The organism is Campylobacter sp. CFSAN093259 (genome assembly GCF_012889985.1).
GTDB lineage: Bacteria > Campylobacterota > Campylobacteria > Campylobacterales > Campylobacteraceae > Campylobacter_D > Campylobacter_D jejuni.
This window is the reverse complement of record NZ_CP040617.1, coordinates 1001903-1027208: the sequence shown is the minus strand read 5'-3', so window position 1 is coordinate 1027208 and position 25306 is coordinate 1001903. Positions and strand designations below refer to the sequence as shown.

Annotated in this window: 20 protein-coding genes and 2 pseudogenes; 17 read left to right on the top strand and 5 right to left on the bottom strand. The window is 30.4% G+C overall.

Features of this window, described 5'->3' with window-relative positions; genetic code table 11:
• The first annotated feature begins 6 nt into the window (after positions 1 to 6).
• From FBF20_RS05410 to FBF20_RS05355, 12 genes and pseudogenes are all read left to right on the top strand, one after another.
• Positions 7 to 3828: pseudogene (locus tag FBF20_RS05410) on the top strand (N-6 DNA methylase).
• 42 nt (positions 3829 to 3870) lie between these two features.
• Positions 3871 to 4572: an NAD-dependent deacetylase gene (locus tag FBF20_RS05405; protein WP_002878774.1), complete on the top strand. Its 702-nt coding sequence runs from the start codon at positions 3871 to 3873 to the stop codon at positions 4570 to 4572.
• A complete protein-coding gene (locus FBF20_RS05400; RefSeq protein WP_002890042.1) occupies positions 4565 to 5164 on the top strand; it encodes a LysE family translocator in 600 nt (199 codons plus the stop codon). Before FBF20_RS05405 ends, FBF20_RS05400 begins: the two co-directional genes overlap by 8 nt.
• A 3-nt stretch (positions 5165 to 5167) precedes the next feature.
• Positions 5168 to 6265, top strand: coding sequence for a succinyl-diaminopimelate desuccinylase (gene dapE / locus FBF20_RS05395; protein WP_002890041.1), 1098 nt, complete (start codon positions 5168 to 5170; stop codon positions 6263 to 6265).
• A gap of 9 nt (positions 6266 to 6274) precedes the next feature.
• Positions 6275 to 6466: a sulfur carrier protein ThiS gene (gene thiS, locus FBF20_RS05390; protein ID WP_002853007.1), complete on the top strand. Its 192-nt coding sequence runs from the start codon at positions 6275 to 6277 to the stop codon at positions 6464 to 6466.
• On the top strand, positions 6463 to 7266 hold the full coding sequence (gene thiF, locus FBF20_RS05385; protein WP_002859169.1) for a thiamine biosynthesis protein ThiF: 804 nt from the start codon (positions 6463 to 6465) through the stop codon (positions 7264 to 7266). The genes thiS and thiF overlap by 4 nt, the downstream gene beginning before the upstream one ends.
• 2 nt (positions 7267 to 7268) lie before the next feature.
• Positions 7269 to 8045 carry a thiazole synthase gene (locus tag FBF20_RS05380; RefSeq protein ID WP_002869461.1) on the top strand — a complete coding sequence of 259 codons (777 nt, stop codon included), beginning with the start codon at positions 7269 to 7271 and terminating at the stop codon, positions 8043 to 8045.
• Between the two features lie 2 nt (positions 8046 to 8047).
• Positions 8048 to 9193, top strand: a complete 1146-nt coding sequence (gene thiH / locus FBF20_RS05375; protein WP_002852974.1) for a 2-iminoacetate synthase ThiH — start codon at positions 8048 to 8050, stop codon at positions 9191 to 9193.
• The gene (locus FBF20_RS05370; RefSeq protein WP_002852949.1) at positions 9183 to 9788 is read left to right on the top strand and encodes a thiamine phosphate synthase; all 606 of its coding nucleotides are present in this window, start codon (positions 9183 to 9185) and stop codon (positions 9786 to 9788) included. Before thiH ends, FBF20_RS05370 begins: the two co-directional genes overlap by 11 nt.
• On the top strand, positions 9785 to 10675 hold the full coding sequence (locus FBF20_RS05365; protein WP_002852985.1) for an AraC family transcriptional regulator: 891 nt from the start codon (positions 9785 to 9787) through the stop codon (positions 10673 to 10675). Before FBF20_RS05370 ends, FBF20_RS05365 begins: the two co-directional genes overlap by 4 nt.
• 62 nt (positions 10676 to 10737) lie before the next feature.
• Complete coding sequence (locus FBF20_RS05360) at positions 10738 to 11589, top strand: ATP-binding protein (protein ID WP_002852987.1); 852 nt, start codon at positions 10738 to 10740, stop codon at positions 11587 to 11589.
• A 7-nt stretch (positions 11590 to 11596) separates the two neighbouring features.
• Positions 11597 to 12759, top strand: a pseudogene (locus tag FBF20_RS05355) (CynX/NimT family MFS transporter).
• Here FBF20_RS05355 and murG read toward each other — a convergent pair.
• Positions 12730 to 13758, bottom strand: a complete 1029-nt coding sequence (murG, locus tag FBF20_RS05350; protein ID WP_002852970.1) for an undecaprenyldiphospho-muramoylpentapeptide beta-N-acetylglucosaminyltransferase — start codon at positions 13756 to 13758, stop codon at positions 12730 to 12732. The pseudogene FBF20_RS05355 and the gene murG overlap by 30 nt on opposite strands.
• Positions 13755 to 14918, bottom strand: coding sequence for a putative lipid II flippase FtsW (gene ftsW, locus FBF20_RS05345; protein WP_002853553.1), 1164 nt, complete (start codon positions 14916 to 14918; stop codon positions 13755 to 13757). Before ftsW ends, murG begins: the two co-directional genes overlap by 4 nt.
• A gap of 139 nt (positions 14919 to 15057) precedes the next feature.
• Between ftsW and FBF20_RS05340 the strand changes: the two genes are divergently transcribed.
• The 4 genes from FBF20_RS05340 to FBF20_RS05325 are packed head-to-tail and all read left to right on the top strand — an operon-like array spanning position 15058 to position 18284.
• Positions 15058 to 16503 (top strand): acetyl-CoA carboxylase subunit A, encoded by a 1446-nt coding sequence (locus FBF20_RS05340; protein ID WP_002853011.1) that lies wholly within the window; start codon positions 15058 to 15060, stop codon positions 16501 to 16503.
• A gap of 3 nt (positions 16504 to 16506) precedes the next feature.
• Positions 16507 to 16758: a hypothetical protein gene (locus tag FBF20_RS05335; RefSeq protein WP_002853000.1), complete on the top strand. Its 252-nt coding sequence runs from the start codon at positions 16507 to 16509 to the stop codon at positions 16756 to 16758.
• Positions 16758 to 17477, top strand: coding sequence for an arginyltransferase (locus FBF20_RS05330; protein ID WP_002853863.1), 720 nt, complete (start codon positions 16758 to 16760; stop codon positions 17475 to 17477). The genes FBF20_RS05335 and FBF20_RS05330 overlap by 1 nt, the downstream gene beginning before the upstream one ends.
• A complete protein-coding gene (locus FBF20_RS05325; RefSeq protein WP_002852998.1) occupies positions 17478 to 18284 on the top strand; it encodes an adenylosuccinate lyase in 807 nt (268 codons plus the stop codon). It abuts the gene before it with no gap.
• 22 nt (positions 18285 to 18306) lie between these two features.
• Here FBF20_RS05325 and cmeF read toward each other — a convergent pair whose 3' ends face one another.
• Genes cmeF through cmeD form a run of 3 tightly spaced genes read right to left on the bottom strand, consistent with a single transcriptional unit; the run spans position 18307 to position 23338 of the window.
• Positions 18307 to 21324 (bottom strand): multidrug efflux RND transporter permease subunit CmeF, encoded by a 3018-nt coding sequence (cmeF, locus tag FBF20_RS05320; RefSeq protein ID WP_002890039.1) that lies wholly within the window; start codon positions 21322 to 21324, stop codon positions 18307 to 18309.
• Positions 21325 to 21326: 2 nt separating this feature from the next.
• The gene (gene cmeE / locus FBF20_RS05315; RefSeq protein ID WP_002855808.1) at positions 21327 to 22067 is read right to left on the bottom strand and encodes a multidrug efflux RND transporter periplasmic adaptor subunit CmeE; all 741 of its coding nucleotides are present in this window, start codon (positions 22065 to 22067) and stop codon (positions 21327 to 21329) included.
• Positions 22064 to 23338: a multidrug efflux RND transporter outer membrane subunit CmeD gene (gene cmeD, locus FBF20_RS05310; protein ID WP_002890037.1), complete on the bottom strand. Its 1275-nt coding sequence runs from the start codon at positions 23336 to 23338 to the stop codon at positions 22064 to 22066. Before cmeD ends, cmeE begins: the two co-directional genes overlap by 4 nt.
• Positions 23339 to 23464: 126 nt before the next feature.
• Here cmeD and lepA point away from each other — a divergent pair, with 126 nt between their 5' ends.
• Positions 23465 to 25261, top strand: a complete 1797-nt coding sequence (lepA, locus tag FBF20_RS05305; RefSeq protein WP_002837927.1) for a translation elongation factor 4 — start codon at positions 23465 to 23467, stop codon at positions 25259 to 25261.
• The last annotated feature ends 45 nt before the right edge of the window (positions 25262 to 25306 follow it).

Below are 25306 nucleotides of genomic sequence, written 5' to 3'. Positions count from 1 at the left end.
AAATAAATGATTACAAAAGATAATTTAAAACAAGTTCTAGAAAACTTAGGCTTTAAAAATAAAAATGAAAATTATGTAAAAACAATCAATAATTACACACTTTTAATAGATTATAAAAACCAAAGTATTAATTACCCAAAAGAAATAAAAATTCACGATAAAACTACTTCTAATTTTTCACACCCTGAAAATTTTGTAGTTTTTGAATGTGTGCATAGACTTTTAGAAAAAGGTTACAAGGCTGAATATTTAGAGTTAGAGCCAAAATGGAATCTTGGCAGGGATAAAAAAGGTGGTAAGGCTGATATTTTAGTAAAGGATAATGAAAACAATCCTTATTTGATTATAGAATGTAAAACCACAGATTCTAAAAATAGTGAATTTATAAAAGAATGGAATAGAATGCAAGAAGATGGCGGGCAGCTTTTTTCTTATTTTCAGCAAGAAAAAGGTGTAAAATATCTTTGTCTTTATACAAGTGATTTTAGCGATAAGTTAGAATATAAAAATTACATCATACAAGCTTACGATAACGAAGAATATCTAAAAGAAAAGGAATTACAAAATTCTTATAAAAAATCTAATAACAATATAGAACTTTTTAAAACTTGGAAAGAAAGTTATGAACTGCAATATTTTAAACAAGGTATTTTTGAAGCAAATGTCAATGCCTATAAAATTTTAGAAATTACTCCAACTTTTGATAATCTTAAGGAACTTAAAGAAGAAGGTAAATATCACGAATTTGCAAAAATTTTACGCAAGCATAATATATCAGGCAAGGAAAATGCCTTTGATAAACTTGTAAATATTTTTCTTTGTAAAATCTATGATGAAACTTTTAATAAAAACAATCTCAAATTTGGATATTTTGGTGTAATGGCAGATACTTATGCAAATATGCAAGATAGATTAATGTGGCTTTATAAAGAAGCTATGAAAGAATTCTTAGGAGAGAAAATTACCTTTGTATCTAATGAAGATATAGAAAAAGACTTTAAGCAATTAAAGATAAAAACTTTAAAAGAAGTAATGCAAAATTACATCAAAGAATTAAAATTTTATTCAAATAATGATTTTGCATTTTTTAGAAGTGCATAATAAAGAATTATTCTTAAAAAATGCACTTGTATTAAAAGAAATAGTAGAGCTTTTTGCAAATTACAAGCTTACCCAAAACTCTACAAATCAATTTTTAGGCAATCTTTTTGAACTTTTTTTGCAAAAAGGTATGAAGCAAGATGAAGGGCAGTTTTTTACCCCTATTCAAATTTGTGAATTTATTATGTATTCTTTACCGCTTCAAGAAATGTTAAGCAAAAGCTCTAAAGCTTTAAGGGTGATTGATTATGCTTGTGGTGCTGGACATTTTTTAAACACCTATGCCAATGAGCTTAAGCGTTATCTAACAGAAGATGAGCTTAAAGAGCATTATAAAAATATTTATGGTATTGAAAAAGAGTATCGCTTAAGTAAGGTTTCTAAGGTATCAAGTGCAATGTATGGGCAAAATGAAATCAATATTTTATACGCTGATGCACTTGCTTCTTTTGAATTAGCAAATACAAATAATTTAGAAGGAGAAAAAGCAAAACCACAAATAGAATCAAATAGTTTTGATTTGCTTATGCAAATCCGCCTTATTCTGTAAAAGGATTTTTAGAAACATTAAGTGATAAATCTAAGAATACCTATAAACTTTTTAACGATGATATAAACATAGAAACAAATAATTCTATCGAATGCTTTTTTTGTGAGCGAGCAAATCAAATTTTAAATGATAATGCTAAAGCTGCCATTATCTTACCAAGTTCTATTTTAAATAAAGATTCTATTTATAAAAATACAAGAGAAATATTATTTCAAAATTTTGATTTTATTGCCATTGTAGAGCTTGGAAGCCAAACATTTGGTGCAACAGGGACAAATACGATTATTTTATTTTTACGCAAAAAAGAAACTTTTAAACAAGAAAATCATCTTATTTCTCAAGATTATAGTTTGATTAAAGAACGCATAGAAGCTGAAAATTTAAAAGACAATGAAAACTTTTATCAAAATTATCTAAGTGCGTATTGTGATTTTAGAAAATTTGATAAAGAGCTTTATAGCAATTTTTTAAATGGAAACTTAGATTCTAATCTTGCAGAGCTAGAAGCCTTTAAAGATTATCGCAATGCATTTAGGCAAACAAGTGATTATAAAAAACTTAAAGAATCTAAAATTTATAAAGAAAGTAAAGATAAGCAAGATTTAGAAGATAAAGCCTTTTTAGCTTATACTCAAGCAATAGAAAAGGATAAATTGCTTTATTTTTGTCTAAGTCTTAATCAAGAAGTTTTAATCATAAAATCTCCAAGTGATATAAAAGAACAAAAGAAATTTTTAGGTTATGAGTGGAGCAATAGAAAAGGTGATGAAGGTTTAAAAGAATTGCATGAGCCTTATTTGAGCCCACTTTTTGAAAGAGGCAATCCGCAAAATGAAACTAAGCTTAATACTTTAATTTGTAAAGCATTTTTAAAAACTCTTAGCGATATACCAAAAGATTTACAAGGCTATGCTGGTAAAGCGAGGCTTATTGATATGATGGATTTTGAAAAAGTGGAATTTAATAAAGCTATAAGTTTAAACGTAAAATCAAGAGATGAGTTAAATCCTTTTAAGAATTCTAAGTATGAGTTGGTGAGATTAGGGGAAGTGTGTGATTTAAATAAAATTAGAAATCAAGCTAGTGCGACAGAAATCGAAAAAATGAATTTAAACAGTGGAAATGTAAAACTTTTACCAAGTTCTAAAAACTACGAATGGTGGACAGATGAAAAAACAGCTGGACAATTTATAAACGAAGGTGAAGTAATTACTTTAGGAGTGGCAAGATATGCAAATATTAAAAAACATAAAGGTAAATTTGTTTCAGCAAATAATCATATTTTGAGTGTTAAAGATAAAAGCAAGATTATTTTTGATTTTTTGTATATTTTATTAGAAATTTGCGGACAAAAACTATATAAACAAGGACAACAGTATCCACAGTTTGATACTAATATTTTTTATAGTTTTAAAATCCCACTTCCACCGCTTGAAATTCAAAAACAAATCGTAGCAGAGTGTGAAAAGGTAGAAGAGCAGTATAATACTTTAAGCTTGAGTATAAAAGAGTATCAAAACCTAATCAAAGCAATGCTTCAAAAATGTGGTATTATAGAGGACAATCAAGAATATGAACTAAATTCTATTTTAGATAAAATTAATAATTTGTGTAAAATAAATTTGGATAGTGAATTTTTATCATCATTTAATAAAACAATTAAAGAATATGCTTTATCAAATCCAATTTTTAAACTAAGTATTGGAAAAAGAGTTTTAAATAATGAGCTGCTTGAAAATGGACAAATTCCTGTTTATAGTGCAAATGTGTTGGAGGTATTTGGATTTGTTAATAAAGAAATTTTGCAAGATTATGATAATGATTCTGTTTTGTGGGGTATAGATGGAGATTGGATGGTGGGATTTATACCAAAAAATAAAAAGTTTTATCCAACTGATCATTGTGGGGTATTAAGGGTTGATGATACAAAAATAAATGCTAAATACATAAGTTTTATTTTAAATGAAGCTGGTAAAAAACAAGGATTTTCAAGAAAACTTAGAGCTTCAATAGATAGAATAAAAGCATTAAGGGTTAAACTTCCTTCTTTAGAATTTCAAGATCAAATAGCAGATATAACTGACAAGATTGAGAAAAAAATCAATGAATATAAAATAGAACTTGATAGATTAGAAAAAGAAAAAGAAAAAATCTTGCAAAAATATTTATTTTCTTAAAGCATTTTTCGCTAAACTTTGTAAATTTTATAAGGTTTAGCGATGAAAAACATTATGATATTAAGCGGAGCGGGTTTGTCTGCTCCAAGTGGGCTTAAAACTTTTAGAGACAATGATGGACTTTGGGAAGAATACGATGTGATGGAGGTTTGTTCTGTAACGGGTTTTAGAAAAAATCCTAAAAAAGTACTTGATTTTTACGATGCAAGAAGAGCGCAACTTCAAAATGTAAAGCCAAATCACGCCCATGAAAAAATCGCACAATTAAAAGAAAAATGGGGTAAAAATCTTTTTGTCATCACGCAAAATGTAGATGATTTGCTAGAGCGTGCAGGGTGTAAAGATGTAGTACATTTGCATGGATTTTTGCCTGAACTTCGTTGCCTAAAATGTGAAGGAATTTTTAATATAGGCTATGAAAAAATCACAGATAAACAATGTCCAAAATGCAAAAGTAAGGATTTAAGACACAATATAGTCATGTTTGAAGAGCAAGCTCCTGCTTATGCTACGCTTTATTCTTTGCTAAATCAAACTTCGCTTTTTATCAGCATAGGCACAAGTGGGGCGGTTTTGCCTGTAGGGCGTTATGCTTCAATGTGTGAAAAAAGTATTTTAAATATCTACGAAAAAGATGCGAATTTAGAGCGATATTTTGATAAAATCTATATAGAAGATATTATAAGCGCTATTGATAAAATCGCACTTGATATAGAAAATTTTATGAAAGATGGTAATGTTTGATTCTTTTTTAAGTGGAGTTTTTTTGGGCTTTGGAGTGAGTGTGCCTTTTGGACCTGTAAATATTTTGATTTTAACTTATGCACTAAAAGCTTTTAAAAATTCCATAGCTGTAGGACTTGGAGCATTTAGTATAGATATGCTTTATCTTTTTTTGCTTCAATTTGGGCTTTTAAATTTCTTAGACAATGTCATTTTTATGCGTTTTTTGGCGATTTTTGGTTTTTGTTTTTTAACTTATATGGCGTATTTGATGCTAAGAAAAAAGAAAGAAAGCTTAAATTTAGAGCATAAAGAATTTAAAGAAAGTCTTTTGAAAAGTTATATTAAAGGAGCTTTTTTAAATGGTTCAAATCCTTTTGTGATAGGATTTTGGCTTAGTGCTGCAAGTGTGGTTTTAAGCAGCGATCATGCTTGTTTGATGACTTTAGGGCTTGTTGTGGCTATACTTTTTTGGGTAAGTGCTTTAGCCTTTGTGGTGGCAAGATATAGTCATGTTTTTAGTGCAAAAGTTGTTTTTATAATCAATATAATTTCAGCTATAATTATAGAGTATTTTGCTCTTAATTTATTATATAAAACTTTCTTAGGATAAAAAATGAATGCAAAAGAATTTTTAATCGAACTTTTAAAATTTAAATCTGTTACGCCAAATGATGATGGAGCTTTAAATTTCATCGCTATGGAACTGAGTGATTTTGAAGCTTTTTTTATAGAAAAAGAAGGCATTAAAAACCTTTTACTCACTAAAAAATTTAAAGATGAAGGCGAGCATTTAGCTTTTGGTGGGCATGTAGATGTGGTGCCTGCAGGCGAGGGTTGGAGTAATAATGCTTTTGCGCCTGTGGAAAAAGAAGGCTTTATCTATGCAAGGGGTGCTCAAGATATGAAAAGCGGAGTAGCAGCCTTTGTAGATGCGGTAAAGAATACGGATTTTAAAGGAGCTAGGCTGAGTCTTATTTTAACAAGTGATGAAGAAGGCGAAGCTATATATGGAACTAAGGCTGTTTTAGAATGGATGCAAGAAAGAGATATGCTACCTGATTATGCTGTGGTTGCAGAGCCAACCTGTGTTAAAAAAATCGGCGATAGTATCAAAATAGGGCGTCGTGGTTCTATCAATGGAAAGCTTTTAATCCGTGGAAAACAAGGGCATGTTGCTTATCCTGAAAAATGTATCAATCCTGTGCATGATTTTGCGCCAGTTTTAAAGCTTTTAGCGGGTTTTGATCTTGATCCTGGAAGTGCTGAATTTAGTCCTTCAAAAATCGTTATAACTGATATTCGTGGAGGTATGGGGGTGTGTAATGTTACGCCAAATGATTTAAAACTTATGTTTAATGTTCGCAATTCCCCTGATACAAGCTTAGAAGATGTAAAAAGCTATGTAGAAAAAATTTGCCATGGTTTAAACTATGAGTTAGAGCTAAAACAATCAAGCGAAGCTTTTTTGACAAATATCGACAATAAAATCGTTCAAAAAATGAATGAAAGTGTTCAAAAAATCACTCATGAAGTGCCAGAGCTTAATACCAAAGGCGGTACAAGTGATGCAAGGTATTTTGCAAAATACGGTGTAAAGGTAGTAGAATTTGGGGTTTGTAATGATAGAATTCACGCTATTGATGAAAGGGTAAGTATAGAAGAATTTGAAAAACTTTGTCTTGTTTTTAAAGACTTGATAGAAAATTTTTAAAGGTTTAGAATGATTATCAATGGACAAAAGCTTGAGTTAAAAGAGCTTAAATTTATGGATTTTATCAAAGAAAAAGGCTTGAAAATAGAACTTATCGCCTTGGAATTAAATGGAGAGATTATACCTAAGAGTGAATTTGAAAATTTGATTTTAAAAGAAAACGATAAAGCTGAAATTGTAAGTTTTGTAGGAGGTGGATGATGAGAGTAAAATTTAATGGCAAAGAACTTGATACAGACTTTAAAACAAGTTTGGAATTTTTTGAAAATATCAGCAAAAATGAAAATGATGTATGGATTATCAATGGTTTTGCAACAAAAGAGAATATCGCTTTAAACGAAGATGATGAGCTTTTTTGTATAGAAAGAAATACTTTACCTCCAAAAGATGCGCTAGACGCTATGATGAGAGCAAGACACACTCCAAAACTTCATGATAAACTTAAAAATGGGCGCGTGGCAGTTTGTGGTTTAGGTGGGCTTGGATCGCACATTGCGATAAATTTAGCAAGAAGTGGAGTGGGGTATTTAAAGTTGATTGATTTTGATGTGATTGAGCCTAGCAATTTGAATCGTCAAGCTTATCGTGTAAGTGATTTGGGTAAATTTAAAACCGAAGCTTTAAAAGAGCAAATTAGCGAAATTAATCCTTATATCAGCATTGAAATTTGCACTTTGAAAATCAATGAGGATAATTTAAAATCTTTGTTTAAAGATATAGATATAGTTTGTGAAGCTTTTGATAGTGCTATCGCAAAAGCAATGATGGCACAAAATTTTCATAGATTTTACAAAGATAGTATTTTAATCTGCGCTTCAGGGCTTGCGGGCTATGGTGATAGCAACAGCATACAAACAAGAAAAATTGCTAAAAATTTCTATGTGTGTGGGGATTTGGTAAATGGTGCTAAGCTAGGAAATGGACTTATGGCGCCAAGGGTAAATATTTGCGCAGGACATCAAAGTAACCTTGTTTTAGAGCTTTTAGCAAATAAGGAGTAAAAATGCAAGAAAATTTAAAAAACGATAAATTAAAAATAGGCAAATACGAGTTTGATTCAAGATTTATTTTAGGTTCTGGAAAATATTCGCTAGAGCTTATAAAATCAGCTATAGAAGAAGCTAAAGCACAGATTATCACTCTAGCCTTACGCCGTGCAAATACAGGGGAAATTGCTAATATACTTGATTATATCCCTAAAAATATCACACTTTTACCCAACACTTCAGGCGCAAGAAACGCCGAAGAAGCCTTACGCATTGCAAGGCTTTCAAAAGAGCTTGGTTGTGGAGAACTTATCAAGATAGAAGTGATAAGTGATAGTAGGTATTTGCTGCCTGATAATTATGAAACGATTAAAGCTTGCGAGCTTTTAGCTAAAGAGGGTTTTACACCTCTACCTTACATGCATGCTGATCTTTACGCAGCTAAAGCTATGCGTGATGCAGGAGCTGCGGCTATCATGCCTTTAGCAGCACCTATTGGGAGTAATAAAGGCTTATGTGCTAAGGAATTTATACAAATTTTGCTTAATGAAATTGATTTGCCTATCATTGTAGATGCGGGTATTGGAAGTCCTTCACAAGCTTGTGAAGCTATGCAAATGGGAGTAAGTGCGGTGATGGTAAATACAGCCATAGCTGAAGCTAAAGATATAGCCTTGATGGCTAAAGCTTTTTCTTTGGCAGTAAATGCGGGAAGAGCGGCTTTTTTAGCAGGTTTGGCAAGTGTGAGTAAAGCTAAAGCAAGTTCTCCATTAACAGGCTTTTTAAGGGATTGATTATGCAAGATTATATGCAGTATTTACCTCACATGCAGGAAATAAAAAGCGAAATTTTAAATAAGGTTTTAAGTCAAGTTCAAAGCTATGATGAGAGTCAATTTAGCGCTAAAGATGTTAAAAATGCTTTAAATCAAACACATTTAAGCATAGAGCATTTAAAAGCCTTGCTTTCAAGTGCAGCAGAAGATTTCATAGAAGAATTAGCCTTTAAATCCGCTAAAGTCAAGCAAAAATATTTTGGAAATTCTATCTCTCTTTTTACCCCACTTTATTTGTCAAATTATTGTAATTCTAAATGTGTTTATTGTGGTTTTCAAAAAGGTAATAAAATCGCAAGAGCTAAGCTAAATGAAGCTGAAATTCACGAAGAAATGCAAGCCATTGCTAAAAGTGGTTTAGAAGAAATTTTAATGCTAACAGGCGAGGGCAGGGAGTTTGCAAGTGTAGAATATATAGCAAATGCTTGTAAAATAGCTAGAGAGTATTTTAAGGTTGTGGGCGTTGAAATTTATCCTATGAATGAAGATGAATATAAAATTTTGCATGAAAAGGGTTGTGATTATGTGACTGTTTTTCAAGAAACTTACAATCCTCTAAAATATTCTAAAATTCATTTAGCTGGTGAAAAACGCATTTTTCCTTATCGCTTTAATGCTCAAGAAAGAGCTTTAAAAGCGGGTATGCGTGGAGTGGCTTTTGCGGCACTTTTGGGTATAGATGATTTTAGAAAAGACGCTCTTGCTACGGCGCTTCATGCACATTTTTTACAACAAGCTTATTCGCATGCTGAAATTTCTATTTCAGTGCCGCGTTTAAGACCTATTATCAATAATGCCAAAATCCATCCTAAAGATGTAAGTGAAAAACGCCTTTTGCAAGTACTTTGTGCTTATAGGCTCTTTTTGCCTTTTGCGGGCATTACCATTTCAAGTCGTGAAAGAATAGGTTTTAGAGATGAGGTTATCAAGCTTGGTGCTACTAAAATGAGTGCAGGAGTGAGTGTGGGTATAGGTGAGCATAAGGGTGAGAAAAAGGGTGATGAGCAGTTTGAAATTTCAGATGATAGAAGCGTAGATGAAATTTTAGCTATGCTTAAAAGATCCAATTTACAAGCTGTGATGAGCGATAGTATCTATGTGGGATAAAAAAATCATCGCCATAAGCGATAGAAAATGTGTAGAAATAGACTTTTTAAAGCAGATTGAAAAACTTGCTAAGGCTAAGGTAGATGCTATAGTTTTAAGAGAAAAAGATTTAAGCGAATTTGAGTATTATGACTTAGCAAAAGAAGTTTTAAGCATTTGCGCAAAGCAAAAAGTGACTTGTTTTTTGCATTTTTTTGATAGGGAGTGTTTAAAATTGGGACATCGTTATTTTCACGCACCGCTTTCTTTGCTAAGAAAAGAACCTAAATTAACAAAATATTTTCATATACTTGGTACTTCAGTCCATAGCAAAGAAGAGCTTTTAGAGGCGATGAGCTATAAGGTAAATTATGCTTTTGTAGGGCATATTTTTGAAAGTTCTTGCAAGATGGGTTTAGAACCTAAAGGGATTGATTTTTTAAAATCCTTGCTTGAATTTAGTCAAATTCCACTTTATGCTATAGGCGGTATCAATGCTCAAAATATAGAAAATTTTAAAGATATAAATGTAGTAGGTGTTTGCATGCGTGAAATTTTAATGAAAGAAAAAGATCTTAAAAAGTATCTTTTAGAATGTAGGCAAAATTTACGATGAATAAAATTCTTTCTTTACCAGAAGATTTAAAGCAATTAAAAGGTGTCAATTATAAAAAAATTAAATCTTGCACTTTTGCTAAATATACACAAACGGATACTTCGCATTCTACTTTTGTTAATGTAGGAAGTCATCTTTTAACTTTTGTTCGCAAAGGATATAAAATTTTACACACTGCATCAAAAGATTATAAGATTAACTCTTATGAAACTTTGTTTTTAAAAGCTGGGAGCTATACTTTAAGCAATGTAGGACTTAGTAAAGGAGTTTATGAAGCTTATTTATTTTTTTTTGACAATGCATTTTTAATTGAGCTTATTTATAAGTATAAAGATTTTTTTAAACTAGATCAAAAGTTTCAAAACTATGAAATTTTTTGGGTAAAAAATGATAAGATTTTGCAAGGAATTTTGGAAAGTTTTTCACCGCATTTTGAAGAAAATACGCAAATTTTAGATCCTATAGTGAGTTTGAAATTTGAAGAGATTTTTTTACATTTGCTTTTAAATAAGAATATTTATTTTATTAGTTTTTTATCAGGAATTTTAAAAGAATTTCGCCTTGATCTTTCCCAGCTTTTTGAGTATTGTGGTAGAGAATTTTTAAGCGTAAATGAAATGTCTAATTTTGCGAAATTAGATTTAGCAACTTTTTCTAAAGAATTTAAGAAATGTTTTGGACAAAGTCCTAAAAAATGGTTAGATGAAAAAAGGTTGCAAAAAGCAAAGATTTTACTTAAATTTTCTAAAAAAAATATCAATGAAATAGCTAATGAGTGCGCTTTTTCTTCGGTAGCTTGGTTTATTGAAAGATTTAAAGAGAAATATGAGCAAACTCCTAAGCAATATCAAAAAACAAAAAACTTGTATTTTTTATCAAAAAACTAGCACATTTTTTTTATCTAAATAAATATAATTCAATGAAAATATTTTTAAATAAAGGAGAAAATATGAAAAAATATGTTTTAAGTTTAGCGCTTCTTGGAAGTTTGCTTGGTGCAAGTGAATTAAAATATCAAGAATTTGATGGTTTTAAAAGCCCTGAAAGTATTTTTGTAGATAAAAACTATGTTTATGTATCTAATGTAGGAGAAAAACTTGAACCTTTGGCGAAAGATAATGATGGATTTATTTCTAAGCTTGATAAAAATGGCAAAGTGCTAGAATATAAATTTTTAACCCATCTTAATGCACCAAAAGGCATGATGGAGATTGGAAAAACTCTTTATGTGGTAGATATCGATGTTTTACGCGGTTTTGATCTTAAAACTAAAAAAGAAATTTTTAATTTACCTATTAAAGGTGCAATCTTTTTAAATGACATAGAAAAATTAGACGACAATACGCTTTTGGTTAGCGATACTGGCACAGGGCTTATTTTAAAGGTTGATTTAAAAACTAAGCAATATGATGAATTATTAAAACTTGATTTAGCAAAATTTGGCGGTCCAAATGGGTTATATCTAGATAGAAAAAAACATAAGCTTTTTATAACTGGTTATCATCCTGATGGTGTAAGTGGCGGTGTTGTAATGGCTTATGATTTAAATACAAAAGAACTCAGTATAATTAAAAATGAAAAAGAATCTTATGATGGAATAGTTCCTTATAAAGATGGTTTATTGGTAAGTTCTTGGGGAAATAATCTAAATGGATATATTTATAATTTAGATAATGTTAAATCTGTAAAACTTGAACTTCCTTTGATGAAAGGTCCTGCAGATATATTTATTGAAGGTAATATTTTATGGATTCCTAAGATGGCAGAAGGTAAAATATTCAAAGTAGAACTTAACAAATAAGGCTTTTATGGCTTCTTTTAAAAAGATATTTTGGATTAATGTTATTATTGTTATTATTGTAGCTTTTAATCTTAGAGCCCCAATTACTGCAGTGGGGCCTATTATTGATATTATTAAAGATAAGTATTATTTAAACTCAACCGTAGCAGGCATACTTACAAGTCTTCCTTTGATAGCTTTTGGAAGTATTTCTTTTATTGTGGGGTATTTTTCTCCTATTCGTGCTATTGTTTTTGGAATTTTTTAATTTTTTTAGGCGAAATTATTCGTTCTTATTTTGGTGTATATGGCTTATTTTTAGGAATGTTAGCAATGGGCTGTGGTATAGCAATTGCAAATGTTTTACTTCCTAGTTTTATTAAAGAAAAATTTCCAAAAAAAATGGCAAGTATAATGGGAATTTATAGTCTTGTTTTGAGTATTTCTTCGATTATAGGTATTGCTTTAGCTATACCTTTGCTTAGTGTATTTGATTTAGCTGGAGCTATGTTTTTCTGGGCTATTTTTTCTTTTGTAGCTTTAGTAGTTTACTATCCTCAAGCTAAAAATGGTAGATTTTTTCGTATTAAGAAAAAAGCTCATAAAAAAATCAATCTTTTTATAAATTTAACAACTTGGAAAATTACTCTTTTTATGGGATTTCAAAGTTTTTTAGCTTATTCTTTGTTTTTTTGGTATGTTCAAATTGTTGTAGAAAAAGGATTTGATAAAGAATTTTCTACAAGTATGGTTTTATTTGCTCAACTTGTTGCAGCTCCAGTGTCTCTTTTTGGCCCTTTACTTTTAGGAAAATTAAGACAAAATTTACATACTTTTTACATAGCAGGTTTGTGCGGTATGTATGTGATCGCTTTTGGTATGCTCTTTATTTTTGATAGTAAAATTTCTATTATTATCAGTGCTTTTATCATGGGTTTTCCATGGGGTGGAGTTTTTGGCATTGCGTTGCTTTTTATTGCACAAAAAAGCTCTAATGCTCAAATAGCAGCGAGACTTTCTGCTTTAGCTCAGGGTTTTGGATATTTAATTGCAGCACAAGGACAATGGATTATAGGTTTTTTGCATGACAAATTTGAAAATTTTTCATTTGCTATTTTGATGTTAGTTTTTGTTGGAATTTTAGTAAATATCTTTGGATATTTATCTTATAAAAGTCAAATTATCAAATAAAGCTTTTTGGATTAGCATATCTGCGCCATTTTTTTGGGTTATATTTTGCAATCTTGTAGAAATATTTTCTAGATTTAGTTTTAATATTGACTTAAAAAATTCATCAAGATTAATAGAGTTTTGCATAAAAATTTGACATAAAGCTTGATCTTGTAAAAATTTAGCATTAAAGTATTGATGATTTTTAGCTGCATAAGGATAAGGTATAAAAATAGTGGGCAAAGTATTAGCACAAAGTTCAAAAAGAGTACTTGCACCTGCTCTTGATATAGCTAGATCTGCATTTTTCATTTTTTCTTCCAAATTTAAACTAAAATCAAAAATATCAGCTTGGATATTTAAGCTTTGATAATGTTTTTTGCACTTTTCAAAATCATTTTTTCCACATTGATGGATGATTTTGATATTTTGTTCTTGAAGTTTTGGTGCTAAATTTAAAGCTAGTTCGTTTATAAAGCTAGCTCCTTGTGATCCTCCTAAGAAAATAATATTTTTTAATTCTTTGCGAATCCTAGCATTATCAAAAAATTTATCTGCTACAGGATAAGGGCTAATTTCTTTTTCAAAGGCGCTAAAAAATTTTGTAGCGAAAGGTTTTAAAAGCATATTTAAAGAGCCGCTTTTTGAATTTTGTTCATGTATAAAAAGAGGCAAATGTGAGAATAAAGCCGCAAAAGATGCAGGAGCTGCACTGTATCCACCTACACTAAAAACGGCTTGGATGTGGTATTTTTTAAAAATTTCTCTACAATCTTTGGAGAGTTTTAAGGTGTGGAGTAAAGAACTGATTTTGTCAAATTTGCTTTGATTAACCACTCCTTTAGAGCTTAAAAAAAATTTTTCCTTAAAGCGTACTTCATTTTCAAACCAAGCTTTATCTTGACCATTTTGACTGCCTATGTATACACATTCTATATTTTTTTTAATCGCACTTTCTAATAAGCAACGCACTATGGCCAAATGTCCTCCAGTTCCACCACCTGTTAAAGCTATTGTCATAATTTAACCTTTTTTGAAATCATTAATACATATCCTATGCCTATGCAAATTGCCCACATTGAACTTCCTCCATAGCTTAAAAGTGGAACCGCTACACCTTTTAGTGGAGTAAGAGAAATAATACCAAAAGCATTCATAAAGAAAGAAAAAAGTAAAAGTAAGGCTATGCCTGAACAAAAAATAAAATCTTGTTTAGCTTCACATCTTCCTGCAATTCTAAAAATTCTTAAAATCATCCAAAGATAAATATAGCAAATAACCCCAAGACCTAAAAGTCCTATTTCTTCAGTAATTCCTGAAAGAACAAAGTCAGTATGCACTTCACTTAAAAAGCCTAATTTAAAAGTTCCAAGTCCTAGGCCTTCGCCAAACATTCCTCCATGGGCTATAGCATTTAAAGAGTGTGAAATTTGATAAGGCTCGCTGTTGCTACTTACTCTTAAAGCATTTGCCAGCCAATCAGGAAGCATAGGTAAAAAAGCATCTTGTATATTCCCCCACCAAGAAGCGATTCTTTGAATTCTTCTTTGGTTACTAAAAATTACCATTATACCTATCATCATAATGATTAAAGTTCCAAAAGCAAAAAGTCTTTTGCTAGCTCCTGCAAAAAAAGCTAAAGCTAGAATCAAAAAGAAAGAAATTACACTTTGTCCTAAATCGTTTTGAGTGATATAAATATATCCTATAACTATAGAAGCTAAGATACAATAAGGCAGAAGAATTAAAGCCTCGTGTCTGATAGCTTTTTTACTATCATCAATACGCCTTGTATAGCTCCATGCTAAAAAATAAATCAATCCTATTTTAAAAAATTCCACAGGAGAGATAGAGAGTGGGCCTAAGCGTATCCAGCGTTTAGCTCCTCCGCTAGCTGTTGCTAATGCAGAAGGTAAAAATGGCAAAATGATGATAAAGATAAAAGAAATAATCAAAATAGCTAAAATAATTTTTTTAGAAAGTGCTTTATCAGGATCCAATCGAGAAATAAAAAACATTATAAGTATGCCACTAATTCCAAAAAAAAGCTGACGAATAAAAAAATGAAACTCGCTATAGTCAAGAAAAAGAACAGTAAAAGCTGTAAGAGAGTATGAAAATACTATTCCTATGGTGATTAAAATACAACTTAAATAAAATAATCTTTTATCAGCAACCATTATAATTATAACTTTTCTTTATTGGAATTAAAATTTTAAAAAGTTTTATTATAACTAAAATAAATTAAATTTTTTGCTAAGTTTTTGTAAGGAAAATTTGCTAAAATTAACAATAAAAATATAACAAAAAAGGCAAATTATGAATCAAATCCATAAAATTCTCATAGCAAATAGAGCTGAAATAGCTGTTAGAGTAATCCGTGCTTGTAGAGATTTACATATTAAAAGTGTTGCAGTTTTTACAGAGCCTGATCGTGAATGTTTGCATGTAAAAATCGCAGATGAGGCTTATCGCATAGGAACGGATGCTATAAGAGGATATTTAGATGTTGTTCGTATTGTCGAGATTGCTAAGGCTTGTGGTGCTGATGCGATCCATCCTGGTTATGGATTTTTAAGTGAGAATTACGAATTTGCTAAGGCTTGTGAAGATGCTGGAATTATTTTTATAGGTCCAAAATCTGAAGTAATCCATAAGATGGGAAATAAAAATATCGCTCGTAAGTTAATGGCTAAAAATGGCATACCTATTGTTCCAGGGACTGAAAAATTAAATTCCTATAGCATGGAAGAAATTAAAATTTTTGCTGAGAAGATTGGTTATCCTGTTATTTTAAAAGCTTCAGGTGGTGGAGGTGGACGCGGAATTCGCGTTGTTCATAAAGAACAAGATCTTGAAAATGCCTTTGAATCTTGCAAAAGAGAAGCTTTAACATACTTTAATAATGATGAAGTATTTATGGAAAAATATGTAGTTAATCCCAGACATATAGAATTTCAAATTTTAGGAGATAACTACGGAAATATTATCCATCTTTGTGAAAGGGATTGTTCTATTCAAAGAAGACATCAAAAGGTAATTGAGATAGCACCTTGCCCTGGAATTTCAGATAATCTTAGAAAAACCATGGGTGTTACAGCTGTGGCAGCTGCTAAGGCTGTAGGTTATACAAATGCTGGAACTATAGAGTTTTTGCTTGATGATTATAATCGCTTTTATTTTATGGAAATGAATACAAGAATTCAAGTTGAGCATCCAATTACTGAAGAAATTACAGGTATTGATCTTATTGTAAGACAAATTCGTATTGCAGCAGGAGAAATTTTGGACTTAGAACAAAGCGATATTAAACCTAGGGGTTTTGCTATTGAAGCTAGAATTACTGCTGAAAATGTATGGAAAAATTTTATTCCAAGTCCTGGAAAAATAGGAGAATACTACCCAGCTCTTGGACCATCTGTTAGGGTTGATAGTCATATTTATAAAGACTATACTGTGCCGCCTTATTATGATTCCATGCTTGCAAAGCTTATTATTAAAGCAACAAGTTATGATTTAGCGGTTAATAAACTTGAGCGTGCTTTGAAGGAATTTGTGATTGATGATATTAGAACAACAATACCATTTTTAATTGCCATTACAAAAACAAGAGAATTTAGAAGGGGGTATTTAGACACCTCTTTCATAGAGACACATATGCAAGAATTATTAGAAAAAACAGAAGATCGTCATCAAGAAAATAAAGAAGAAGTTATAGCTGCAATAGCTGCTACGCTTAAAAAAATACGAGAAAGTAGGGAATAATAGATGGATTTTTTAGACAGTCTTAAAAGTATTAAAAAAGAAATGCAAGCTAACACCAATACTTCAAAATTAGCGAAGAAATCAAGCAAGAGTGGAGCAAGTGTAAAAAATTTAGAAAAACTAGCTAAAGATATTCGCGAAAAAAATCAAGAAACAAACATAGATAAGGAAATGCAAGAAATTTTCTTAAAGCAAGAAAAACTACAGGATGAATTTTCCGAATTTATTAAAAATACAGATATTAAGAAAATTTAATGCTTGAGATTGGTTTTTGTACTCTTGAAGATCAGTGTCCTTACTTAAAGGATAAACGTTCAAGAATAGAGTATAAATACATTGAAAATTGCCCTAAAGAAATCAATAATGAGCTAATAAAACGAGGTTGGCGTCGTTTTGGTAGGTATTTTTCACGCCCTATTTGTAAAGATTGTGATGAATGTTTAAGTCTTAGAATTTTAGTTAATGAATATAATTTTTCAAGAAGTGAAAGAAGGGTTGTAAATAAAAATATTAACACCAAAGTTATACTTAGAACACCCAATTTAAGCAATGAACATTTGTTTTTATATGATAAATACCATCGTTTTATGGAAGAAAAAAAGAACTGGAAGCGTTATGATTTAAGCTTTAAACAGTATTATAATCTTTATGTCGATGGTTTTATGAATTTTGGATATGAGCTTGCATTTTATATAGAAGATAAGCTCGTTTGTGTTGATTTGATTGATATTTTAGAGGATGGAATTTCAAGCATTTATTGTTTTTATGATCCTGATTTTTCGTATTTTTCTTTGGGTAAATTTTCTTTGCTCAATGAAATACAAATAGCTAAAAAAATGAACTTAGATTATATTTATCTTGGGTATTTTGTAAAAAAGTGTCAATCTTTATCTTATAAAGCCGATTATACACCCAATGAAATTTTAAAAGGCACTAAAGAGCTTTTTGAAAATGAGGTTTTATGGGAGAAATAGATGCAAATCGTGCAAACTTTAGAAACTATCAATGTTAATACAGATGATATTAGCGTATTTCAGTATTTTAAAGACTTGATTACCAAAAATTTCACAAAGGTCATAGGACGAAAAAATAAAATTTTTTCTTTTTTTGAAGAAAATGAAATTCCACAGCGCCGTTATTTCTTAAAAGTTTTAGATCAAAAATATCGCAAAAGCACAAATGAAGGTATAGAGAATTTACAAGATGCTCATTTTAAAACTTTTAGATTAATTTTTGAGCAAAATAATATGCTTAAGCCTATGTTGTTTATCAAGATTGATTTTGTTGCGGGTAGAATTTTGATGAAGTTAAGCTCTAATGAAAAATTATTTATTACTTATATAAGAAATTATTTTCAAGATCATAATATAGAATATAATGAAATGACAAATATTCTAATTTTAGAATATAAAAACGAGAATACCCTTGAACTTTTTGAAGCTTTTGCAGATGAGAGCGAGCATTTAAAATATTGCGTGAATTTTGAAGTTGACCGCGAAGAGTATAAAAAATTTCGCCAAAATATTCACAATAAAGAAAATATGAAATGGAAATTTAATGCTTTAGCTAAGCTTTTTAGTAATTATTTTAATACTTTAGAATGCACTCCGCAAAATGATCTTAGTGAAATCAGACAAAAATATTTGATTTTGGTAAAACTTTATCATCCTGATTTTCATCAAGGAAAAAGTGCAATAGAAAAAGCTTACGCAAGAGAGCAGTTTGAAAAAATACAAATTGCCTATGATAACTTAAAAGCACTTTATAAGAATAATACTTAAAAAATTAAATTAATCATTTGGGTTAATTTAATTTTTCTCTCTCATAAATTTTTCTTAATTTGCTATCTAGTTTAAAACAAAATTGAAAAAGTGCAGGTACTACGAGTAAGGTAAGCAAAGTCGAACTTATAAGTCCAAAGATAATGGCTATTGCCATAGGAGAATTAGCTTCATAGCCCGCACCCCTTGAAAGAGCAAGTGGGAGCATAGCAAAAATCATAGCAAAAGTTGTCATCAATATAGCCCTTAAGCGCGATTTTCCAGCGATTAAAAGAGCTTTATCGGGATCTAAACCTTCATGGCATTTTTTATTAGCTACATCTACGAGTAAAATAGCATTTTTCCCTACCATACCAAAAAGTAAGATGATGGCAATAAGTACAAAAAGTGAAAAATTATGCCCTGTGATAAAAAGCCCTATAGAAGCTCCGCCAAAGGCTAAAGGCATGGTTATCATGATGATTAAAGGCAGAATAAAACTTTCATAAAGTGCGGCTAAAACAAGATAAATTAAAACAAAAGCAAGTGCTACTGCCATAGCAAAACCTTGCACGGTTTCACCTAAAAGATTGATAAAGCCTGAAAAAGCATAGCTAAGACTTGGATTGTTATTTAAAATTTTATCCATATTATCTAGTAAAAGTTTTTGCACCGCTCCTAAGGAAAGATCATTCACTCCAGCTGTGATTTTCACAGAGCGGTTTTTATTGTAACGATTGATAGTTTTTAAATCTTTACTGTATATAAAATCCACCACGCTTGAAAGTTCTAAATTTATACCTTGGTTGTTTTTAATGCTAATGCGCTTTAAAGCTTCTATGTCTTTTTTAAATTCTGGAGCAAAACTTAGGATAATATCATCTTTTGAATTGCCTCTATCCATGCTTCCTACGCTAAGTTGCGAGAAAGAATACCCTAAAACCCCAGCGATATATTGAGGATTGACATCTAAAAGTTTGGCTTTTTCTTTGTTGATGTGTAAGGCTACTTCATCTTTTGTAGCATTAGCATTATCACTTATATCTACAATGCGTGCATTAGTGCCTAAAATTTCTTTTGCCTGAGAAGCAGCTTCTTTTAGAGTGTTTAAATCATCTCCTAAGATTAAAAATTGCACGGGATCATCAATGCCTGCACCCTCTATCTTTGGAAGTTCTAAAATTTTGATTTTTAAACTTTCATCTTGAAATTTTTGACGATATAAACTTACTATGGCAGTTTGTCTTAAATTTCTTTCGTCTAAATTTTTAAGTTTAACATAAATTTTAGCCTTTGTAGCATCTTTGGCATCATCATAGCCTACAAGTAAAAAAGCGTATTTGACATTGCTATCATTTTTGATTTTTTCAAGCAAATTTAAACTTTTTTCTTTCATGGCTTCTAAACTTAAATCCTTTTTGCTTTCAAGCAAAACTTGAATTTCACTATCATCTTCCATAGGTAAAAAATCAAGCCCTATGCGAGTGGCTAAAGCAAAAGAAAGCCCTATAAAAACAAGAGTGGCTAGGATAAATTTTACTTTATTTTGTAAAATTTTATAGAGTAAATTTTCATACTTTTGCTCTATTTTTTCAAAAAAAGCTTCTGTTTTTTCATAAAACTTGTTTTCTTTTGGATTTAAAAATCTTGCCCCAATACTAGGTATTAAAAATACAGAAACCAAAAAGCTTATAACTATCCCACTTGCAACGCTTATGCCTAAGGCATTGAAAAAAAGCCCTGATATAGAGTTCATATAAGAAATAGGGATAAAAACACAAAGTAAAACTATACTTATGCTTAAAACACTAAAACCTATTTCATTGATACCTAAAAAAGCAGCTTGTAAAGGCGGATAAGTTTTTAGTTTTTTAGCAATATTTTCAATCACTACTATAGCATCATCGATAAAAATTCCTATGCTTAAGGTTAAAGCTATAAAAGTTAAGCGGTTTAAATCATAGCCTAAAAGATCGATAATAAAAAAAGTTGAAATGATAGAAGTAGGTATAGCTATGCAAGCAATGAGAGTTGCACTTAAATTTCTTAAAAATAAAAACACGATAACAAGGGTTAGAAAAATCCCCAAAACCATATCAAAAATCACTTGAGAAAGGTGCTTGTGGATATTTAAGCTTTTATCATAAAGCATATTAATGCTTATATCTTTTGGAATTTGTTTTTCTAAAATAGGCAAGGCATTTTTGACATTTTTAATCATTTCAAGGGTGTTATAATTTGTGATTTTTCCGAGTTCTAAAAGCACCCCTTCTTTACCTTCGTATAAAGCACTTTGTTTTTCATCTTCATAAAGGCTTGAAATATTAGCAATATCACTTAAAAATACCCCTGTTTTTATGCGAAGATTACTAAGTTCTTCTAAATTTGTGGCTTCAAAATAGCCTTTGATGATATAGTTATCTTGATTGTTGTTAAGTTCGCCTAGGGCTTGTTTAAAATTTTGACTTTTGATGATATTTGCTACATCAAGGGCGTTAAGATTGTATTTTCTAAGTTCGTTTGGTTTTAATTCTATGCGAATTTGGGGTTCTAAAAACCCCTTAGCTTCGATTTTACCTACTCCTTCAACTCTTTGCAAAAAAGGTTTTATTTTATCATTGATTTCACGCATGAGTTGTATTTTATCTTTAGAATATAAAAAAAGCGAAATAGCAGAACCAGAATCTGAACTGATTTTTTCAATTTCAGGCTTAGAAGGTAGGCTTAAAGTTCCTATTTTATCACGCACATCATTAGCAGCTACTTCAAGATTTTTACCCAGTTTAAACTCCACTACACTCACACTAAAATTATCATACGCAGCTGAGGTTATGGTCTTTACTCCATCGATTTCACTTAAAGCATTTTCTATTTCTTTAGTGACTTTTGATTCTACGAAATTTAAATCCCCATTTATCTTGCTTGTGATTTTTATAAGAGGTATGGAAACATTAGGAAATAAATTTACACTCATGCTAAAAGCAGAGATTAGCCCAAAAATCATAAGAGCTAAGAAAAACATTAGCACGGTAATAGGTCGGTTTATAGCTAGTTTAAACATTTTTAATCTTTAGTGATGATTCTACCTTCACCAAAAAGCCCTGGTGTTAGATTTGTGGTTTGCACTTCAGCATAAATTTTTCTTGTTTTTACTTCTATACTTGGATAAATAAGGCTGATTTTTCCTTTCAATTCTGTACCATTTTGATCGATTTTATAAAAGAAATCATCGCCTAATCTAACTTTATCTTTATATTTTTCATCAAAACTTAAAATCAGTTTGCTTTGTGGATAGGAAAAAATTTCTATTAAAGGTTGAGCTACTCCTCCTACTCCTTCGCCCACTTGTATAAATTTGTTTGCGATAATAGCATCATAAGGTGCGCGTAATTCTTTTTTTGCCATGATATTGTTATAATAAGCTATATTGATTTTTGCTTTGTTTAAATTTAAATTAGCAGCATCAAACTTAGCTTTCATATCTTCATAGCTTTGTTTGTCTATAACATTTTCTACAGCTTTGATTTTTTGCATCCTACTTTTGGTATTTTCGTATTCTACAAGGGCAAGCTGATAAGAATTTTGAGCATTTTGAAGAGCTATTTTTTCACTTTCTTGATCAAGAGCAAGTAAAAGTTCTCCTTTGCTGACTTTTTGTCCAATTTCTACAGGAATTTTTTGAACCAAACCTATGCTTTCAAGGGCAAGTTTGCTTTGTTTTGATGCTTCTACATTGAAACTTGCGTAAATTTCTTCGCCAAAGGCGCAATTAAAAACAAGAAGTAAAAATAGAATTTTTTTCATTCTTTAACCTTTGAATTAAGATCTATACCCGCATTAAAATAATAATTTGCTTTAGTAATTTCAAATTCATTTTTAGCAAGCTCTAAATCGCTTTGTGCTTTAAATTTAGCCTCTAAAGCTTGAAGATATTCTACATAAGAAACAAGTCCTGCTTGGTATTTTTTATCTACACTTTCAAAAGCTAAATTTGCAGCATTTAAGCTAAGATTAAGAGCTAAAATTTGTTCTTGTAAAACTTTTAAACTTTTGTCTAAATAATTTAATTCTTCTTTATTTTTTCTCTCGCTAAATCTTGCATTTGCATTGGCTATTTGAACATTTAAACGCTCTTTTTCAACTTCTTTAGCCCTTGCATTGAAATCAAAAATTTTCCATTCCATACCTAAAATAAATTGATTACCTTGAGAATATTTTTCTAAGAATTGATCCGCTAAATTTGCAAAAGGAGCTGGAACTTTTGGATTATAATTGTTTTTATAAAAGTTAAAATTATCTTGAATATAAAATTTTGGAAAATATTCAGCTTTTGCTAAATTTACACTTTCTTTAGCAAGATTGATTTGTTCTTTAGCTATCATTACTTCATAGTTTTGACTTTTTTCTTGTTGCGGATTTTCTAAAAAAGCATTCCCTTGCACTTTAAAATCTGTATCGCTTAAAATTTTAATCTCTTTTTGTATATTGGCAAGTTTTAATTCATTTTGACTGAGCTCTAATAAGCTTAAATGGTATTTAGCCTTAATGCTTTCAAGTTCATCTTTAGAGCTAAGTCCCGCGTCGTAAAATTTTTGCAATCTTTCAAAAGTTGATTTTAAAAAAGATACTTTTTGTTGATTGGCTAGTAAAATTTTTTCAAGACTTAAGGTGTTAAAATAAAGTGTGATTGCATTTAGGGCAAGGTAATTTTTATTTTGTTCTTTGTCTAAAAAGCTTAATTTTTCTCTGCTTTCTAAAGCTCTTAAATTAGCCTCTCTAGCACCCCCATCAAAAAGCAAAAAATTAAGAGAAACTTTAGCAAATAAACTTTCTTGTGGATCGATAATGAAGCGATCTTTATTGTTGGCTACATAAGCTGAGCTTAGACTAAGAGAGGGTAGGTAATTTCTAAAAGCTTGTTCTTTGTCTAAATTTGCTTGTTCGCTTTGCATTTTCTTAATGAGATAGGATTCATTATTTTGACTTAGTGTTATAAATTCGTGCAAATTAGAAGCTAACATTGCTAAGGGATAAAGAGCTAAAAATATAGCTGATTTTAAATATTTTTTAAACATTTTGATATTTTAATATACTTTATATAAATTTCAATTGAAGTTTTTTATATAAAATAAAATTTATTTGTTTTAAACATAAATTTTGTTAAAATCCTAGCTTTAAAATTTTATATTTAGGATGAAATTTTGTCGGTAAAAAATATTAGAAATTTTTCTATTATAGCTCATATAGATCATGGAAAATCTACTCTTGCAGATAGGATTATTAGCGAGTGTGGTGCTATTAGCGATAGGCAGATGAGTTCACAAGTTATGGATACTATGGATATAGAAAAAGAGCGTGGTATCACCATAAAAGCACAATCAGTGCGTTTAAATTATAAATTTAATAATGAAAATTTTGTTTTAAATCTTATTGATACTCCTGGCCATGTGGATTTTTCTTATGAAGTGAGTCGTTCTTTGGCAAGTTGTGAAGGGGCTTTGCTTGTAGTAGATGCTTCTCAAGGTGTTGAAGCACAGACTATAGCTAATGTTTATATAGCGCTTGAAAATAATCTTGAAATCATTCCTGTGATTAATAAAATCGATTTACCTAATGCTGATGTTGAGAAAGTAAAGCATGAAATCGAGCATATTATAGGTATAGATTGCAAAGATGCAATTTGCGTGAGTGCAAAAACAGGAGTGGGTATAAAAGAGCTTATAGAAACAATTATTACTAAAATCCCTGCACCAAAAACAGATGATGAAGCTCCTACTAAGGCTTTAATTTATGATTCTTGGTTTGATAATTATTTGGGTGCTTTGGCTTTGGTTAGGATTTATGAAGGAAGTATTGCTAAAAACGATGAAGTTTTAGTCATGAGTACGGATAAAAAACATATAGTTCAAGATCTTTTTTATCCCCACCCTTTAAGTCCAATTAAAACTCAATCTTTACAATCAGGCGAAGTAGGTGTGGTGGTTTTAGGGCTTAAAACCGTAGGTGATGTACAAGTAGGCGATACCATCACTTTGGTAAAAAACAAAGCTAAAGAAGCCATAGGTGGTTTTGAAAAGGCTAAAGCTTTTGTGTTTGCGGGACTTTATCCTATAGAAACGGATAAATTTGAAGATTTAAGAGATGCTTTGGATAAATTAAAGCTTAATGATAGTTCTATTACTTATGAGCCTGAAACTTCTTTGGCCTTAGGCTTTGGTTTTAGGGTAGGATTTTTAGGGCTTTTACATATGGAAGTTATCAAAGAAAGGCTTGAGAGAGAATTTAATCTTGATTTGATTGCTACAGCTCCAACTGTGACTTATGAAATTTATCAAACCGATGGAGAGCTTATTAAAATTCAAAATCCTAGCGAGCTTCCTCCTGTTAATAAAATCGATCATATAAAAGAGCCTTATGTTAAAGCTACTATCATTACTCCAAGTGAATTTTTAGGGAATTTAATCACTCTTTTAAATCGCAAAAGAGGAGTACAGGTTAAAATGGACTATATCACACCTGAGCGTGTTTTGCTAGAATATGATGTGCCTTTAAATGAGATTGTGATGGATTTTTATGATAAATTAAAGTCCTTAACAAAAGGTTATGCGAGTTTTGATTATGAGCCTATAGAATTTAGAGTAGGGGATTTGGTAAAACTTGATATTAAGGTAGCGGGTGAAAATGTTGATGCGTTAAGCATTATCGTGCCTAATGAAAAAGCGCAAAGTAAAGGAAGAGAACTTGTTAGTGCTATGAAAGAAATAGTTCCTAGACAGCTTTTTGAAGTGGCCATTCAAGCAAGTATTGGAAATAAAATCATCGCAAGAGAAACTGTTAAATCCATGGGTAAAAATGTGACAGCAAAATGTTATGGTGGGGATATTACTAGAAAAAGAAAGCTTTTAGAAAAGCAAAAAGAAGGTAAAAAAAGAATGAAAGCTATAGGTAAGGTAAATTTACCTCAAGAGGCTTTTTTGAGTGTTTTAAAGATAGATTGATGATAAATTTAAAACTTGGCTTGAAATTTGCTTGTATTTTTAATA

Coding starts and splice junctions, on each gene's coding strand:
- FBF20_RS05405 (WP_002878774.1), top strand. CDS start 3,871: ATGAAAAACATTATGATATTAAGCGGAGCGGGTTTGTCTGCTCCAAGT.
- FBF20_RS05400 (WP_002890042.1), top strand. CDS start 4,565: ATGTTTGATTCTTTTTTAAGTGGAGTTTTTTTGGGCTTTGGAGTGAGT.
- dapE (WP_002890041.1), top strand. CDS start 5,168: ATGAATGCAAAAGAATTTTTAATCGAACTTTTAAAATTTAAATCTGTT.
- thiS (WP_002853007.1), top strand. CDS start 6,275: ATGATTATCAATGGACAAAAGCTTGAGTTAAAAGAGCTTAAATTTATG.
- thiF (WP_002859169.1), top strand. CDS start 6,463: ATGATGAGAGTAAAATTTAATGGCAAAGAACTTGATACAGACTTTAAA.
- FBF20_RS05380 (WP_002869461.1), top strand. CDS start 7,269: ATGCAAGAAAATTTAAAAAACGATAAATTAAAAATAGGCAAATACGAG.
- thiH (WP_002852974.1), top strand. CDS start 8,048: ATGCAAGATTATATGCAGTATTTACCTCACATGCAGGAAATAAAAAGC.
- FBF20_RS05370 (WP_002852949.1), top strand. CDS start 9,183: ATGTGGGATAAAAAAATCATCGCCATAAGCGATAGAAAATGTGTAGAA.
- FBF20_RS05365 (WP_002852985.1), top strand. CDS start 9,785: ATGAATAAAATTCTTTCTTTACCAGAAGATTTAAAGCAATTAAAAGGT.
- FBF20_RS05360 (WP_002852987.1), top strand. CDS start 10,738: ATGAAAAAATATGTTTTAAGTTTAGCGCTTCTTGGAAGTTTGCTTGGT.
- murG (WP_002852970.1), bottom strand. CDS start 13,758: ATGACAATAGCTTTAACAGGTGGTGGAACTGGAGGACATTTGGCCATA.
- ftsW (WP_002853553.1), bottom strand. CDS start 14,918: ATGGTTGCTGATAAAAGATTATTTTATTTAAGTTGTATTTTAATCACC.
- FBF20_RS05340 (WP_002853011.1), top strand. CDS start 15,058: ATGAATCAAATCCATAAAATTCTCATAGCAAATAGAGCTGAAATAGCT.
- FBF20_RS05335 (WP_002853000.1), top strand. CDS start 16,507: ATGGATTTTTTAGACAGTCTTAAAAGTATTAAAAAAGAAATGCAAGCT.
- FBF20_RS05330 (WP_002853863.1), top strand. CDS start 16,758: ATGCTTGAGATTGGTTTTTGTACTCTTGAAGATCAGTGTCCTTACTTA.
- FBF20_RS05325 (WP_002852998.1), top strand. CDS start 17,478: ATGCAAATCGTGCAAACTTTAGAAACTATCAATGTTAATACAGATGAT.
- cmeF (WP_002890039.1), bottom strand. CDS start 21,324: ATGTTTAAACTAGCTATAAACCGACCTATTACCGTGCTAATGTTTTTC.
- cmeE (WP_002855808.1), bottom strand. CDS start 22,067: ATGAAAAAAATTCTATTTTTACTTCTTGTTTTTAATTGCGCCTTTGGC.
- cmeD (WP_002890037.1), bottom strand. CDS start 23,338: ATGTTTAAAAAATATTTAAAATCAGCTATATTTTTAGCTCTTTATCCC.